General features: G+C 50.1%; 13 protein-coding genes. 12 read left to right on the top strand and 1 reads right to left on the bottom strand.

Annotation, left to right across the window (positions count from 1 at the left end; all coding sequences use genetic code 11):
• Positions 1 to 293 precede the first annotated feature (293 nt).
• Positions 294 to 677, top strand: a complete 384-nt coding sequence (gene smbP, locus PQG83_RS07045) for a small metal-binding protein SmbP (RefSeq protein ID WP_312748166.1) — start codon at positions 294 to 296, stop codon at positions 675 to 677.
• 103 nt (positions 678 to 780) lie between these two features.
• Here smbP and PQG83_RS07040 read toward each other — a convergent pair whose 3' ends face one another.
• A complete protein-coding gene (locus PQG83_RS07040) occupies positions 781 to 1320 on the bottom strand; it encodes an FKBP-type peptidyl-prolyl cis-trans isomerase (protein WP_312748164.1) in 540 nt (179 codons plus the stop codon).
• A 400-nt stretch (positions 1321 to 1720) separates the two neighbouring features.
• On the opposite strand from PQG83_RS07040, the gene PQG83_RS07035 reads away from it, so the two are divergent.
• The 11 genes from PQG83_RS07035 (at position 1721) to PQG83_RS06985 (ending at position 15396) form a co-directional block, all read left to right on the top strand.
• Complete coding sequence (locus PQG83_RS07035; RefSeq protein WP_312748162.1) at positions 1721 to 2365, top strand: sulfite oxidase-like oxidoreductase; 645 nt, start codon at positions 1721 to 1723, stop codon at positions 2363 to 2365.
• Positions 2366 to 2541: 176 nt separating this feature from the next.
• The gene (gene traT / locus PQG83_RS07030) at positions 2542 to 3225 is read left to right on the top strand and encodes a complement resistance protein TraT (RefSeq protein WP_312748160.1); all 684 of its coding nucleotides are present in this window, start codon (positions 2542 to 2544) and stop codon (positions 3223 to 3225) included.
• Positions 3226 to 3463: 238 nt separating this feature from the next.
• Positions 3464 to 4597 carry a hypothetical protein gene (locus PQG83_RS07025; protein ID WP_312748158.1) on the top strand — a complete coding sequence of 378 codons (1134 nt, stop codon included), beginning with the start codon at positions 3464 to 3466 and terminating at the stop codon, positions 4595 to 4597.
• A gap of 254 nt (positions 4598 to 4851) precedes the next feature.
• A complete protein-coding gene (locus tag PQG83_RS07020; RefSeq protein WP_312748157.1) occupies positions 4852 to 5964 on the top strand; it encodes a dipeptide epimerase in 1113 nt (370 codons plus the stop codon).
• Positions 5965 to 6251: 287 nt separating this feature from the next.
• On the top strand, positions 6252 to 7811 hold the full coding sequence (locus PQG83_RS07015; protein WP_312748155.1) for a M16 family metallopeptidase: 1560 nt from the start codon (positions 6252 to 6254) through the stop codon (positions 7809 to 7811).
• On the top strand, positions 7808 to 9295 hold the full coding sequence (locus tag PQG83_RS07010; RefSeq protein WP_312748154.1) for a M16 family metallopeptidase: 1488 nt from the start codon (positions 7808 to 7810) through the stop codon (positions 9293 to 9295). The genes PQG83_RS07015 and PQG83_RS07010 overlap by 4 nt, the downstream gene beginning before the upstream one ends.
• 73 nt (positions 9296 to 9368) lie before the next feature.
• Positions 9369 to 10286 carry a M48 family metallopeptidase gene (locus PQG83_RS07005; RefSeq protein ID WP_312748153.1) on the top strand — a complete coding sequence of 306 codons (918 nt, stop codon included), beginning with the start codon at positions 9369 to 9371 and terminating at the stop codon, positions 10284 to 10286.
• A gap of 82 nt (positions 10287 to 10368) precedes the next feature.
• Positions 10369 to 11400, top strand: coding sequence for a WD40/YVTN/BNR-like repeat-containing protein (locus tag PQG83_RS07000; RefSeq protein WP_312748152.1), 1032 nt, complete (start codon positions 10369 to 10371; stop codon positions 11398 to 11400).
• Positions 11401 to 11522: 122 nt separating this feature from the next.
• Entirely contained in the window at positions 11523 to 12803 is a 1281-nt protein-coding gene (gene clpX / locus PQG83_RS06995) for an ATP-dependent Clp protease ATP-binding subunit ClpX (RefSeq protein WP_312748150.1), read from the top strand.
• A 280-nt stretch (positions 12804 to 13083) separates the two neighbouring features.
• Positions 13084 to 13413: an RNA-binding regulator gene (gene rbp, locus PQG83_RS06990; RefSeq protein ID WP_312748148.1), complete on the top strand. Its 330-nt coding sequence runs from the start codon at positions 13084 to 13086 to the stop codon at positions 13411 to 13413.
• A gap of 201 nt (positions 13414 to 13614) precedes the next feature.
• Positions 13615 to 15396 carry an AAA family ATPase gene (locus PQG83_RS06985; protein ID WP_312748146.1) on the top strand — a complete coding sequence of 594 codons (1782 nt, stop codon included), beginning with the start codon at positions 13615 to 13617 and terminating at the stop codon, positions 15394 to 15396.
• Positions 15397 to 15430: the final 34 nt, after the last annotated feature.

Raw genomic sequence — 15430 nt, 5'->3', positions numbered from 1 at the left:
ATATCGTTTTCGTGTCGTGGGCGTCAAAAAGACCCAGGGGCGGTTTTAGGCCTTGATCCTGATACAGTCGCGTAAGTTCCTGTGGAACATGGCATGCAGATGTTTTGTCTCAACGAGTTGATGAAAATTGATGTAGCCTATGTGTGTCTTAGTGCAGGTGCTGGAAAGACTGATGGAAGAGAGGAGATGGTTCCTTACCGACCGTCGTCGAGGTATGGAAGATTTTACTATGAGTTTTGCACTAGAATTCGATAATGGGGACGTCTTTTTACTTTTAGAAGGAGGTGTTGACGATGCGTGTCCTATCTTGGATCACTCGACTGAGTGTCGGCCTATTGTGTCTGGGACTCGTTGCGGCTTGCGCTTCTCATTCAACTGGAAATACTAATCCACATGTGGCGGAAGCCGTCGCGCATGCAAAGGAAGCCGTCGATCATGGCGGCATGGGGCATGCCGATGCGGTCGTGACCCATTCGGAAGCCTCCCTCCAACATGCGCAGGCCGCGAAAAAGGACATGACGAATCCTCACCTTGATGCGGCCATTGCCGAATTAGGGGAGGCTATCACGCATGGCCAAGCCGGGCATGCGGATGTGGCAACCGATCATGCCAAATCTGCGGTGATGCATTTAAAAGAAATTAATGGAATGACACCCCCCAGGGGAGGGTATTATTGAGGGGGCTCTCTGTTTCATGTTTCTGCCAGAAGTGATGATAGGACGGGGATCCAAGGACCCCGCCAATTCCGGCGGGGCACTTGGATGCAATATTCGCCCAACTTTAAGGAGCAGTGGCAGTTTTGACGTCCAAAATTTTCACGTCAAAATAGAGCGTTTTCCCCGCTAAAGGGTGATTGAAGTCTAAGACGACCACCTGTTCTTTTACTTCCGTTACTGTCGGGTGTACGACACGGCCTTGTCCGTCCTTCCCTTGTAATTGCACCCCGACCTTCCGTGCATCAGGTGGAATTTGGTCAATGGGAACTTCCTGAATGGCCTGAGGGTCGACCTTGCCATACCCCTGTTCAGGGGAGACGGTGACTTGTTTGCGTTCTCCCGCCTTCATTCCATCCAGGGCCGTTTCCAGTCCAGGAATAATTTGGTGAGATCCCTGAGTAAATGTCAGAGGTTCTCCTCCTACGTTGGAGTCGAGGACCTCTTTGTTTTCCAAGGTCAACGTGTACTCCATTGAGATGGACTTTCCTTCAGAAACGGTCATGGGTGAGCCTCCCTCTTGAGAATCTGCCTGCGCAGACGTGGTCATCGCTGAGGCCACCAGCAAGGAGCAACATACAACCCGGGCTAATACATGCAGTGCCATGAGACTGATCCTCCGCAAAAATTATGGCTGATATAACAGTTGGCTGGAAAAGAGGGCGGTTGAAAATGAGGGGGTAATAACCGGACGCTTCCAGGCTGTTGTGAACGAATATTGTAATTTATCAGAAAAATAAATAGCTTGGCTATGAGATCAGGAAATATCCTATTGCTGTATTCCGCATGACGCTGGACCTGTCCCCAAAAAGCCTTAAGGAAGGATATCATGAAGAAATGAGAGCTGGATGGTGTAGGGGAGTGTGTTTTGGGTTCTTTGACTATTGCTGAGCCGGCAACCCCGATATAATGCGTCCATCGGCGTTCACCTCTAAGGTTTTGATCATGAGAAGTCTGTTTAGTGGTCTTAAGATATCTCTCCTTGACTGGAGGAGGAAAGGCTTGCAATGGAACCCAACGAACGGATGGTGAAAGCGAAGCAACAGGTAGCTCAACATCGGCGAGAATTTTCCTGTCGAGAGGTGGATGAACCTCAGGATGAACGGGTTCCGCCCGGCCAACATGTGGTGAATAATTTTCCGGTCCTGGATTTGGGCTGTAAGCCGGAGATCGTGCTGGCTGAATGGGCCTTAAGTATTGATGGGTGCGTGGCCAATCCGCTGACATGGGATTGGGAAACCTTTGAACGGCAGCCTCAGGTGCAGATCACTGCTGACTTTCACTGTGTCACCTCCTGGACCATGTTGGATAATGAATGGAGAGGTGTGAGGTTTCAGCATCTCTTGGAATTGGTTCGTCCCTTGCCCGAGGCGAAGTTTGTGTTATTTGAAGCGTTTGATGAGTACACGACCAATGTCACTCTCAAGGTTTGCGACGATGAGGATGTGCTTCTGGCCACCCATTGGAATGGAAGGCCATTGACCAGAGACCATGGTGGACCGGTACGCGTCATTATTCCCAAACGCTACGGTTGGAAAGGGGCAAAGTGGGTCAAAAAAATTACGTTTTCCGATCGCGACCAAAAGGGGTTTTGGGAAGTGCGCGGATATTCCAATACCGCGCTTCCATGGGACAATGACCGGTATGGGTGACGAAGGAGAAACTCCCTTCCTTTTTTAACGAACAGAAATGAGAGGTCAACCGTACGCGGCCGCCCATGGTGTTCAGTCTTAAAAATAGGCTTTTGAGGGGTTCAATAAGACCTAAGGATGTGGCATAATCCCGCTCGTTTCCTCAAGAAATCCTACAAGTTAAAAAGGAGAAATTCATGATGAGACGGGTCTCTGGCATTCAAAAAATTGTGCTCATGGCGGCGGGAAGTGTGATGCTTGTAGGATTAGGCTGTTCGGCGACTCAGGTTGCTCTGGAGAAAAAAGATTTGAAAGTCCAGACCAAGATGTCGCAATCTATTTTTTTGGATTTGGATAATCAAATAGAAAAAAGTGCATTTTTGGAAATCAAAAACACCTCAGACAAAGAAATTGATTTTGATACCCCGGTGCGAAAGGCCATTGAAAACCGGGGATACAAAATTGTGGATAATGCTAAGGAAGCCGCCTATATTTATCAGGTGAATGTCTTGTATGTGGGCGAAGCCGATCCTGCCGCCTTGAGAACAGCGGTCCATGCTGGCTATGGTTCCGCCTGGGGCGGAGGAGCCGTCGGAGGGGCTGTAGGCTATGGGTTGGGTGGAACGGGTCGTTCCGCGGCTCTTGGTGCTGGCATTGGCGGTTTTTTGGTGGGGGCTACGGAATTGGTCACGGGTTCATTAACTAAAGATGTGACATTTGCCGTGATGACCGATTTACAATTAACTGAGAAAACTAGCAAGGGGAAGAAGATTCATCAAGCCCGTGTGGCTTCGACCGCCGAACAGGTTAATTTAGAATGGGAAGAAACCAAGGATCCACTGGTGCACGGGTTGGCCAAATCGTTGGGTGGCCTCCTGTAGTCCAAAGACCGTGTGCCGTTAGCCTCATCATCACAGGGGGAGGGTGGAGTTTCTACCTTCCCCAATTTTTTGAGAAAGACCAACTGTCAGATATTAAAACAACGGAATAGGAATTTTGACAATCTCAACCCACGAAGTTGGCAAGCAATCGATTAATCGAAAATTTTTTTTGCTTTCATTCATAAAATGGACGCTGTCACCTGTGTCATTCTGGATGCTTCAAGAGGAAATACCAACAATGAAACTCACCATTTTCTTCTGTTTGCTGGCTGGGGTTTTTCCCGCTATGGTGTGGGCTGAAGAATCGACTACTTCCCACGTCCACCTTTTTCAAACCACGTATCCCGATGGTTCCTCGGAAGAGGGATCCGTCAATGTTGCCATACCGAAAGATTGGATGCGCCTTAATGTTGCTCCGGACAAGTTAGAGGACAAACGGACGTCTTCCTCACCGATAGACAGCCAAAATGATATGCAGATATTTCTGGATCGCCAGGAGATGATGTACGTCAGGCATCAGGCCAAAACTTATACTATCATCACCAAGCAACAGATGGAGGCTCTGAAGCAATCCAGCCAAAAGATGATGCAGAAATTGGGAGTTAAGCCGGGTTCCGCCCAAGATCAGGGAATGAACAATGTCTTGGGGGATGTCATGAATTCCATCCGGGATCAACAACGGATTAGTCTAGAAAAGGCAATGGAAAATAAAGAGCTTTCTCCTGAAGAACGCTCTCGATTGGAACAAGCATTGAATACGCAAACTTCCGAGAGTTCTCCGGGGATCTCCCTGAAAGTCACGAAAACGGGAGAAACCGGTCGACAAGGGGGCATCTCTTGTGAATGGTATACGTTAGAGGTTTTTGATGTTCGGCACATTTGTGCCGCGGCATGGGACGACATTCCAGGCGGCGAGCGGAGCAAGGAGCTCTATCATGCCTGGATGGATTACATGGAGGAATGGGCGAAGGGACTTCCCTTTGGGAATGGGTTGCATGAACAACACAAAAAAATTGAAGGATTCCCCATCATTACCATTACGAAGAGCCAGGATGGAAGCAGGCTCTTCAGTGAACAGCGATATCTCGGAACAAAAAAAATGACGGTGGCTTATGGCCCACCGGAGGGTTATGTTCTTGAGTCCGGCATGTCAGGGGCATCATTTAGTGGTTCTCCTGAGAGGATTCAAAAATCTTCTGAAAAAGACGACAACGTCTGCCAAAAAGTGAATGGAGAAATTGTCTGTTCCGGCAATGCCGATCCGGTAAATTCAAGCGGCGTTTCTTCTGTGCCAGGGCAGAATTTAGAAAATCTTCCACCTGAAACCCAAAAAGCCCTGGAGATGTTTAAAGGATTGTTTGGTAATCAGTAAAAAATCAACATCATCATTCGCCATATTAGCCAACTTTATTGCCTACCCCGCCGCAGATTCTCGGCATTGTGTTGTCAGATTGGTTGCCCTGTACCATGACAGGAATGTATTTATAATTTTTCACCCAGGTTGGGTTTTCTGCATTTATCCGGAATGGGATGTTTTGTGTGTTTGGTTATTGACCCCCGAGATTGCAGAATTTCCCTAACCCTATTGTTATACATACAATTGATTGGGGGTCTATTCTTTCACCCATGATGCATTCGGAAGCACTCGGTATTGCGGCCATTGAAGCCTGGCCGGTTCAATTACCTCTCCATGCACCTTTCGTGGTGGCTTCAGGTTCCATGTCGGTCGCCCACAATATTTTCATCAGACTGACCCTCAAGAGCGGGACATGCGGGTATGGGGAGATGGCGCCGTTCCCGGACATATCTGGCGAAGACCAGGCTGCCTGCCTGGCCGCATTTCCTGCCGCCGCCCGGTGTATCCTTGGACAATCGGTTTGGAATTGGCGGAAGCTGGCACATCAACTGGCGGAGGTGGCCCGAGAGATGCCTTCGGTCAGATGCGGTCTGGAAACCGCTTTTCTTGATGCCCTGTGTCGCGAGATGGCCGTTCCCATGTGGGCTCTGTGGGGTGGAGCGGATGTTCGGCCTCGCGAAACCGACATTACTTTGCCGATTGGAGAAACCGAGCAAGTTGTGTGCAAGGCCAAAGAATGGTTTATTCAAGGATTCAGGGTATTTAAAGTAAAGGTGGGACAAGATGTTGATGCCGATATTCGAAGGATTGAGGCCGTGTTTAGAGCGTTACCTGAAGCCTCATTTGTGGTTGATGCCAATCAGGGGTTTACCGTCTCCGAGGCTCTGCAGTTTATTGAATCGATAAGTCGAATGGCCATTCCTGTTTTGTTGCTAGAGCAGCCCGTTCATCGAGATAACCGGGAAGGTCTGGCCTCTGTCCGACGGGACAGTCCTTTTCCCATTGCGGCGGATGAATCGGTTCGATCCCTTCATGATGCGGAATTGTTGATTCGTGAAAAGGCTGCGGATGTGATGAATATCAAGATCACCAAATGCGGGGTGGTGGAATCAGGGGAGATTGCTCGTTTGGCTAAATCGTGCGGTCTCCAATTGATGGTTGGCGGGATGGTCGAAAGTCGGGTGGCCATGGGGTGTTCTTTTAGTATGGCCATGGGGCTGGGAGGGTTTGGATTTTTGGATCTTGATATGCCGCTTCTCTTGGCAATAGATCCAGTACGGGGGGGGTATGCCTATAAGGGACCGGTCTTACAGCCATGGGAGGAATCGGGCCTTGGGATGGAGATGAGCCAAGAGCCCTCCTCGGTGATCCTCGTTGAATAGGGAACCTTGGGGTACGATCGGCATTTTCACCGTTTGGTTGTAAACAGATATCTGCAGCGCACAGGCGACCGTTTGATGGTCAACAGCTTTTCTTATCAGTAGCTCAGGGAAAGCTTTCCCTACGTCCTGTCTCAGGATAATTTTTGCATTCCCCAATAATATGGACAAGGCTAGTAAGAATGCGTTTCCTGTATGCAATAATGTCTTGCTTGCCAGAATTCTCATTTACTGGGTAGGATCATTTAGTGGCCGGTTTGAAGATGTTGGCTTAACCAGGATGGTGATGAATGGGAACGGGTAATCGATTGATGGGATGGAGCAAGAGCCTCGGACTTATGGGGCTGATCTGGTGCGTCTGCGCGGGGACGGGATTTGGTCAGGATCTGGCCTCCTTTGAGCAACGTGTGACCCGGCATACGCTAAAGAACGGGTGGACCTTCATAATTGTGGAACGTCCTGTGGCGCCGGTCTTTGCCTTTATGACGCGAGTCAATGTGGGATCGGCTCAGGAAATTATGGGGCAAACGGGACTGGCTCATATGTTTGAACATATGGCCTTTAAAGGAACTCCTCACATCGGGACGACTGATTACGACGCAGAGAAGATTGCGTTAGAGGCATTGGAAGAAGCTTACCAGGCTTATCAAACGGAGAAGTTTGCTTCCGATCCTGACCCGGAGAAAGTGGATCGCCTCTATGCGGTTTTTAAGGAGCGACAACAAGAGGCTTCTTCGTATGTAGTGAAAAATGAGTTCGGCGATATTATTGAACGGGAGGGTGGGGTGGCGTTAAATGCGTTTACCGGTGCCGATGTCACTGGATATTTTTATGCTCTTCCGGCCAATAAAGTCGAATTGTTTGCGTACTTAGAGTCGGAGCGGTTTTTGCATCCGGTGTTTCGGGAGTTTTACGAAGAACGGGACGTGGTCATGGAAGAGCGTCGAATGCGTACGGAAAGCCAACCCTTCGGCCGGTTGCTCGAACAGTTTGTTGCGACGGCTTATATGGCTCACCCGTATCATCATCCGGTGATTGGTTTTGCCAGTGATATTCAATCCTACACAATGACCGACGCAAAAAAGTTTTATGAAGAGCAGTACGTGCCGACGAATTTGGTGACGGCGATCGTCGGAGATGTGAAAGCGGAGGCGGTCATCCCGATTCTTGAAAAATATTTCAATCGCATCCCCCCTGCTCCCGCGCCTCCTCCGCTTCGAATCGTGGAGCCTCCGTCCATCGCAGAAAAAATTGTGAGGCTGCAGGATCCTTCACAACCCTTATACGTGGAGGGTTATCATAAGCCACCCGTGACCCATGCTGATCAACCGGTGTACGATGCGATCGATGATATATTAACGAATGGGCGGACCTCTCGATTGTATCGATCGATGATTCGGGACAAACGCATCGCGGTGTCGGTGGGAGCGTATGGGGAATATCCGGGGGACAAATACCCGCACGTGTGGATGGCCTATGCAGTTCCGGGGCGGGGTGTGACGAATGACACGGTACAGCAGGCATTACGGGAAGAATTTGACCGGCTGAAAACTCAGGATGTCTCCGATGAGGAACTGGAACGATTTCGTACCCGTGCCAAAGCGGGGTTGGTTCGGGCTTTGAATAATAACCTTGGTCTGGCCATGCATTTGACTGATTACCAGATGTTGTTTGGAGATTGGCGCGAGTTATTCCGGTCCATTGATCGATTGGATCAGGTGACCAAGGCCGATATTCGTCGGGTCGCCAACACGATGTTTCAACCAACGAATCGGATTGTGGGCATGATTGAGACGGTTTCTCCTGCCGGTGGTCCTCAACCAGTCACTTCCGGGGAGGGTCAATCATGAATCACAGCATAGCTCATCAGCATACCTGGTGTAGGGTAGGTCGATGGTCAAGCCTGAGCGCAGGATTGGTCGTTCTCCTCATCTTCTGTGTACCCGTTTGGGTGCAAGCGCAAGTGACAAAAGTCGAGGAGTTGGAGTTCCCGCCATTGCCGGAACTGGTCATTCCCGAACCTGAACGCGTCGTTCTGGATAATGGAATGGTGGTTTTGCTGATGGAAGACCATGAATTACCGTTGGTGGGTGTGTCAGCCATGATCAAGACGGGTTCCCGATTGGACGCTCAGGAAACCATCGGGTTGGCTTCCTTGACGGGAACCGTGCTTCGCACGGGAGGGACGGAAAATCTGAGCGGAGATGCCCTGGATGAGTTTTTAGAAGGGAAGGCCGCCGCCATTGAAACGCACATTGGGGACTCGTCTGGCACCGCGTCGATGGGTTCTCTTACTGAGGATTTTCCCGAGGTATTGAAGGTCTTTGGAGACGTATTGCGGTTTCCGGTGTTTGATCCTGAGAAGTTAAAGATTGCCAAAAATCAGATAATGGCCGGCATTTCCCGTCAGAACGATGATCCGGATGAGATTACGTCACGAGAATATAAGAAGTTAATTTATGGGAAGAATTCTCCATATACCTGGGAGCCGACTTATGCCTCCGTGGGGTCTATCACCCGAGAGAATGTGATTGGGTGGCATGCGACGTACTTTCATCCCAATCGCATTATTTTAGGGGTGAGTGGTGATTTTGAACGTGAAAAAACACTCGCGCTCATTCAATCCATTTTTGGTGACTGGCCCAAGGGTCCGGAGGTACAGGATGCTTCCGTCTTCATTCAGTCAACGGTTCCGGCTGGGGTCTTTTATGTTGAAAAAAACGATATGACGCAAGCCAAAATTGCCATGGGGCATTTGGGAATTCGTCGGGACGATCCTGATTATTATCCCTTGGTGATCGTCAATCAAATTCTTTCCGGGTCATTTGGCGCGAGATTATTTTATAACATCCGCTCCAAGCAAGGGCTGGCTTATGATGTGCACGGTGGCGTTGGATTGCAATGGGACTATCCCGGCATGGCCATTCTCTCGATGTCGACCAAAACGGAAACGACGGGGAAGGGGATTGATGCCTTAATCGCAGAGGCTCGAAACATGGTGGCTCTGCCTCCTACGGATGAAGAAGTGGCGAGCGCGAAAGCCAGTATTTTAAATTCCTTTGTCTTTTCTGTGGATTCTCCCACGAAAGTGCTTGGTAAATACCTGACATATGAATATTATGGATATCCTTCGAGCTGGCTAAGAGAGTTTCGCCAGGGAATTGAAAAAGTCACCACGGCTGAAGTCCGAAGGGCTGCACACAAACATTTGCGTCCGGAGGAGTTTGCGATTCTTGTGGTGGGACCTCGTGCCGGCACCAAACCGGCATTGGCTCGCTACGAACAAATCCAGGAATTGGACATTCGTATTCCGGAGCCCACTGCCGGAATGTAATGGTCGTCTGAATGACGGGAGGATGGTCATGGCGACCTCTTGCTGCGCGACACTGAATTCTTGAGAATGTGAGATGCCAATACTCCGGTGGGTCGCCACAGATCGTCGGTTCTTTTTCTGTGTCCTGCTCCTGAACATCCTGATCGCGGGATGCCAAACCAATCCCTATACGCAACGTTATCAGCTGTTATTAATGCCGTCCGGGCAAATGAACCAGATGGGGGCCGCCCAGTATAGTGAAGTTTTGCAGGACCCCAATGTTGTGATTTCCAAAGATCCTCAAGAGATTGAGCCGGTTAAACGTGTCGCGGCTCGTATTATTGAGGCGGCCAAGCGTTCAAAATATGGGGAGGTGGCGAAAGAGTTTGATTGGGAAGTAACGGTCATTAAGGACGACAATACGAAGAATGCGTGGGCTTTGCCGGGTGGGAAAATTGCGGTTTATACCGGGATTTTCCCTATGGCGAAAAATGAGGCCGGATTGGCGGCTATCATGGGGCATGAAGTCGTTCATGCGTTGGCGGAACATGGAGGAGAGCGGATGAGCCAGGGACTGGTGGCTCAATTTGGAATGACCGCCGCCGCGATCGTACTTTCGACCCAAGGCCAAAATCCGGCATTAAATGCATTAGCCATGCAGGCGATGGGGCTTGGTGTGCAGACGGGAGTTCTGTTACCGTTTAGCCGAAAACACGAATCGGAAGCTGACTATATCGGCCTTTTGCTTGCGGGCGATGCGGGATACGATCCTCGGGAAGCGATTCATATTTGGGAACGGATGGCCGCGGCTTCTGATGGCGCTCCACCGGAATTTTTATCTACCCATCCAGCGCATGAAACCCGGATTGCCGATCTCACGAAATGGATGCCGGAAGCCATGGAGCTCTATGAAAAGGCTCCAAAAGCTCCTGTGGCCAATTTGCCCCTCATTACACCATCTCCTCCTCAACGCCCGCCACAACAACCAAACGCGGCTCGTTTCCGTCAGTAGCTATGATAAAAGGAGCTCGCATGGTGTTTAACACGTTCTCTCGCTTTTTGGGAACGGAATTGATCTATATTCAAGGCAGGCTATGATCGTCCGTCTCCGTCTTTTTTGGCTGCCAGTGGTTGCCTGCATGATGTTAGCTGGCTGTGGGAAAAGTGAGGCGGTGGTGGAAATTGTCCTTCATCCCACAAACCCCAACATTCTTTACCTCGCCACGAACGATTATATTTATAAATCCCGGGACGGAGGCATGACCTGGCAGAACATGTCTGCGGGTATGACCCATTCTCGCGTCATTGCTCTGGCCATTGATCCCCTGTTTCCCGCCAATATTGTCGCCGGGACCAAAGGAGATGCGGTATATAAAAGTTATGATGGCGGGCAACGATGGGTGTCACGACGGACGGGATTGGATGATGTGACGATTTCCTCGGTGGTCCATCAATTAGTGTTTGCTCCGGGATCCAGTGCCCATATTTTTGCCGCCACCTCATTGGGGGTGTTTGAATCAGATGATGGGGGAGAAACCTGGAGTAAGCGGATGGAGGGCATGAAAGAAGTGCTCATGGTGGTGACGCTTGACTGCGATCCCCGTCAGCCTCAAACCCTCTATGCCGGGACAAGCGGGGGAGTCTATAAATCTATTGACGGGGCAAGCACTTGGCAAATGGTCAATAATGGGTTGGTAGCCTCTGAGGTGCTGAAGTCCTCGCGGGCATTGGGCGTGACTCGAATTAAGGTTGACCCTCATGATTCCGATACGGTGTATACTGCGACTCTGAGTGGACTGTACGTCACCAAGGATGGAGGCCAAGTCTGGACTCGCATTGGGGAGACACTCTCCGATCAGATGTTGAGTGACCTCATTCTCGATCACACCCACCCCCATGTCGTGTATGTGACCAATCGTGACGGTGTTTTTAGAAGTGAAGATGGAGGAATAACCTGGGAAGCTCGAAGTGCGGGCTTGACGAATGTTAATATTCGGGCTCTAGCCATGAGCGCGGTTGATTCCGATGTGCTGTATGTGGGGACGAACGGAAAAGGCCTTTTTCGGACGGGTGACCGTGGAATGTCATGGGAGGCTGTGCCCCTGGTTGTGGCTGAATCCCTTTGAGGATTATCCTGAATGGGAGATGATTTGATATCCTTCTTCTTGAAGATTAAGATCTCCCTTCATGGGTATGTGATAGAGTCTTTTAGACTGATTTCTGGTGACGAGTAAGAAAGGTAACTGCCGTGGCTTTTTGGGATTCGAAGCAAGGACGAAATCGAGCGGATGCGGTCTGCTCCTTCTGTGGTCGGGCAAAACCTGGAGCAACCAATTTGATCCAGGCCCCGACGAAACAGGCCTGCACGCAATGTCAGGCACCGGGGTCGGTCTTGATTTGTGCGGATTGCATTCAACAATGTTCAAAATTTTTATCAGGCCACACGGAAGGCCAGTCCGCCATCGAGCCGCCAGCGGGTCCCCTGCCGACCCCTCCTGAAATCAAAGAGGTGCTTGACCAGTATGTGATAGGACAAGACCGTGCCAAAAAGGTTCTGTCGGTCGCCGTCCATAATCATTATAAACGTGTATTTAGCGGTAAAGATCTGCCTGATGTGGAATTAGAAAAAGGGAATGTGATGCTGATCGGGCCGACGGGAACCGGCAAGACCTTACTCGCCAGAACCTTAGCGAAAATTTTGCATGTCCCCTTTGCCATCGCGGATGCCACCACGGTAACGGAAGCGGGATATGTTGGCGAGGATGTGGAAAATGTGGTCTTGAAGTTATTGCAGTCGTGTGATTTTAATATGGCCAGAGCGCAAGTGGGCATCATTTATATCGATGAAATTGATAAGATCAGCCGGAAATCTGAAAGCGCCTCTATTACGCGGGATGTGTCCGGGGAAGGTGTCCAACAGGCGTTGTTAAAATTGGTGGAAGGGACGTTATGCAATGTGCCTCCCAAGGGGGGAAGAAAACATCCTGAGCAGGAATTTCTCAGGGTGGACACGACGAATATCCTCTTTATTTGTGGCGGTGCGTTTGTCGGGGTGGAGGATATTATTGCTCAGCGGACCAATCAGAAACGAATGGGTTTTGGGGCGGTTTCCTCCAATGGTGAGACTTTGAGACCTGATCAATTGATGGAAAAACTTAAGCCGGAGGATCTTTTAAAGTATGGACTCATCCCTGAATTTGTCGGCCGGTTTCCCATTCTGGCCTCCCTGAATGATTTGCGCGTGGAGGATATGGTTCGGGTTCTACAGGAACCGAAAAATGCTCTCCTGAAACAATATCAAGCCTTGTTTCAATTAGATGGCGTGCAGTTGGACTTCACTCCGGAGGCGGTTCAAGCCATTGCCACCAGGGCTTCGTCTATGAAAACCGGAGCCAGGGGATTGCGTTCAATTCTGGAGGAAGTCATGCTGGATTTGATGTATGATGTGCCAGCCTTGAAAAACATCAAGCGAGTGATTATCTCCGAGGAAGCTATTGACGGCAGAGGGGCTCCACAATTAATTTCCTGAAAATAATGCTCGGAGGCGTAGTTTCCTTGCCGGAGATTGTTGCATTCTTTTCCATTCTGACTTATGCTAATTAAAAGAAATTCATCACGACATTCGGGCCACGTGGTGAATGTTTAAGTGACGGGCCCATCACTGATGTTGTTTTGCCAAGGAATCCGCAAGGAGTCTGATTGGAAGTTAGTCCTAAGTCGCCACCTGGTTTGCGTTCTCGGGCCGTTCCTTCCCTTCTCTTCTCTTCGAACCATGCAAAACAATATCGCATTTAGAAGGAGGGACCCCGATGGGTTCAAAGATCTATGTGGGTGGCCTGCCGTATTCCACGGCAGAGCAAGAATTGGCTGACCTATTTGGCCAGCACGGCGCCGTGACGTCGGCTAAAATTATTACGGACAAGTACACGGGGCAATCTCGAGGATTTGGTTTTGTGGAAATGGCTTCGGATGCTGAAGCCAAGGCGGCGATTGAGGCGCTCAATGGAACCGAAATGGGAGGGCGTACCCTGACGGTCAATGAAGCGAAGCCCCAAGCACCGCGAACCGGATTTGGTGGCGGTGGTGGCGGAAACCGTGGCGGTGGTGGAAACCGTGGCGGCGGTGGAGACCGTTGGTAAGTCGCTAAGTCACTAACAGGCTACTCATCAATAGAAGCAGGGGATCCGGTGAGGGATCCCCTGCTTTTTTTATACCTTGGGTAATGGTCCGGAAACATTGTAGAATGAGATATTGACCGTCGGCCAAGATGCCTTGTCGGAGTGTTGAAGGCCATCGCGGCTTTCATGTCCAAATTGAAATAGAATGGAATACCATACACAATGAGTGATTCTTCAGAATTTTCTTCCTCCAAGGATTCTTCTCCGTCTGCTGGATCTTCATTCCCGAAATCCTCCAGGAAATCTGGGAATTCCCCGTTAGCGGTCATTGACCAATGTTTGGCGTCTTTGCCTGAAGGGGATCACCGGATTCCGCTGCTCTATCAACTTCGACACGGGCTGGTTGAACAAACGACGGCTTCACAACAACAGGAAGCCGATATGAAAAAACTTCAAGGAGTGCTTGAAAAACTGACGGCCCCGGCAAATCGAGTCGGGACGTTGCTTGGTCAGCCTGATAAGGGTGTGGCGAGGATCATGGTTGGTGGGGCGGAATATTATGCCAATGTCGATCCCAGGCTTGAGGAAGAGGGTTTAAAGGTTGGACATCAGATTTTAGTGAATGAGGCGTATGTGGTCATTCGGTCTCTCGGATATGATCGGAATGGCCCGATTGTGAAAGTTCGAGAGATTTTAGGTGATGGGCGTCTTCGTATTGATCAAGAGGCGGGCAGGCAAGGCATTCTTATTCAACGGGCGGATGATCTTACCGATACGGAATTGAAGGTCGGCGATGAGGTTCGGCTGGACCCATCTCACAGGATTGCCATCGAACGATTAGAGAACCCACAAGGGCAATCGCATCTTTTAGCGGAATTGCCAACTGTCCGTTGGGAACATATCGGTGGACAGCAGGAGGCTATTCAAGCCATCCGCCGGTCGATAGAATATCCTCTCCTGCATGAAGAGTTGTTCTCACGGTATCAATTTCAGCAACCCAAGGGCTTTCTCCTGTATGGCCCTCCTGGGTGTGGAAAGACCCTGATTGGCCAAGCCACGGCGGCAAGTCTTGGGCAACTCTTCGCGAAAGAACGTGAAACGCTTACGCCTCATGGTGGAACGCAAGAGCAAGGCTCTGCCTCTCAACTTCCGCCGATTGAGGGTGGCGTGTTTCTCCATGTGAAAGGTCCTGAAGTTCTGAATATGTGGGTCGGGGAATCGGAACGAATCATCCGCGATTTATTTCTTCAAGCCAGGCAACAAAGGCAAGCCGGGAAGTTGCCATTTATCTTTATCGATGAAGCCGAATCCATTTTAGGGACGAGACGGGCGGTGCGGTCTTACAATGTCTCCAATACCCTGGTTCCGATGTTTTGCGCCGAACTCGACGGGATTGAAAGCCTTTCCCAAGTAGTGGTGATTCTGGCTTCAAATCGTCCGGATATGATTGATCCGGCTGTGCTGCGACCTGGAAGAATTGATCGAAAAATAAAGGTGGGCCGACCTGGGCGAAACGATGTGGCGGAAATATTGCGTGTCTATTTGACAGCTGATCTGCCTTACGACACGAAAAAGGCTGCCGGCAGTGAACAGGAGGATGAGGCACCGGTGTCGCAGATCATCGACGGACTGTTAGAGGATCTCTTTCAACGAAGCCAGGAGAATCGAGTGTTGGCCATTCGGTTGCGTAATGGACGGCGTGAAATTCTCTACCGGCGGGATTTATTGAGTGGAGCGGTGTTGGCGGGAATCGTCCGGCGTGCAAAGGAACGAGCTATTGAGAGGGCGATTCAAGCGGGCGATCAGGTAGCCTCGGGTCTGAGTCTCAATGATTTACTCATCGCCAGCAATGAAGAGTTCAAGGAAAGTGAAATTTTCCCCCCGGATGATTCAGCTGAGGAATGGTTGAAGCTCCTGGATTATCATCCCGACCAGGTTGTTGGAGTATCCTCCCTTCGACCTGGAAAGGCTGAAGAAGAGCATCGGACATCTCAGATTGTGTAAATCTCCTTTTCCATCACGCTGTGTCAAATGCGAC

Source organism: Candidatus Nitrospira neomarina (assembly GCF_032051675.1).
Taxonomy (GTDB): domain Bacteria; phylum Nitrospirota; class Nitrospiria; order Nitrospirales; family UBA8639; genus Nitrospira_E; species Nitrospira_E neomarina.
This window is presented reverse-complemented; position numbering and strand designations above follow the sequence as displayed.